This window comes from Acinetobacter sp. USHLN143 (assembly GCF_037145695.1).
Lineage (GTDB): Bacteria > Pseudomonadota > Gammaproteobacteria > Pseudomonadales > Moraxellaceae > Acinetobacter > Acinetobacter fasciculus.
On the sequence record NZ_JBBCWZ010000173.1, the window covers coordinates 1 to 967 of the forward strand.

Below are 967 nucleotides of genomic sequence, written 5' to 3' on the forward strand. Positions count from 1 at the left end.
CAGGTAAGGCTTCTATCAGGAGAAGAAAATTACCTGCCGAACATGTGGTATGGCTGGTAATTGGGCTTGCCCTATTTCGAGATCAACCGATCGGGTATGTCGTAGAGCAACTAAAACTTGTGTTTGGTACAACAGAATATTGTGTCCCCAGTGCAGCAGTGCAAGCACGACAACGTTTAGGACGAGAGCCCTTGAATACCTTGTTTTCTCTACTCAGCCAAGCCTGGTTTGAAGAATCCCAACAGCAATACTCAAACTTTCATGGCCTTAGTGTATGTGCTGTTGACGGGGTGGTTTGGTCTATGCCTTATACAGACGAGAATTTTGAACACTTTGGCTCATCTAAGGGTAAAACCGCTGCAGCCCCTTATCCACAAGTGAGAGCAACCTGCCTGGTAAATACCAGCACCCATGAAATCATTGATGCCCAAATAGGTAGCATGGATCAGGGTGAACTTACACTGGCAAATCGATTATGTCCTCCATCGCATAGTATTACCTTGTTTGATCGAGCCTATTTCTCTGCTGATTTCTTGATTGACTGGCAAACACGAGTAGAAGCCAGTCATTGGTTAATGAGAGCAAAAGATAATTTACGCTATGAGATCATTAAACGTAATTCCCCGCATGACTTTCAAATCAAAATGCCTCTTTCAGCTAGAGCCAGGAAGCTAAATCCATCATTAGGAGAATATTGGGAAGCGCGTTTGATTGAAGTTGAGCAGGCAGGGAAAATTAGACGTTATATCACTTCATTAATGGATTCAAAGGCATATCCACTGATAGGCTTGGCGAAGCTTTATGCCCAGCGCTGGGAAATAGAAATGTGTTACCGAGAAATCAAAAGTGATTTACAGGAAGGCAAGCATTTGAGGAGCAAGCAACCTGATTTAATTTATCAAGAATTATGGGGGGTCTTCATTGCCTATAATATTCTAAGAAGACAAATGAAACATATGGCTCAACG

General features: G+C 42.7%; 1 protein-coding gene. It reads left to right on the forward strand.

Annotated features, from left to right (window positions below):
* A partial coding sequence (locus tag WFH18_RS17500) for an IS4 family transposase (RefSeq protein ID WP_305158833.1) occupies positions 1-967 on the forward strand: 967 nt, incomplete at both ends.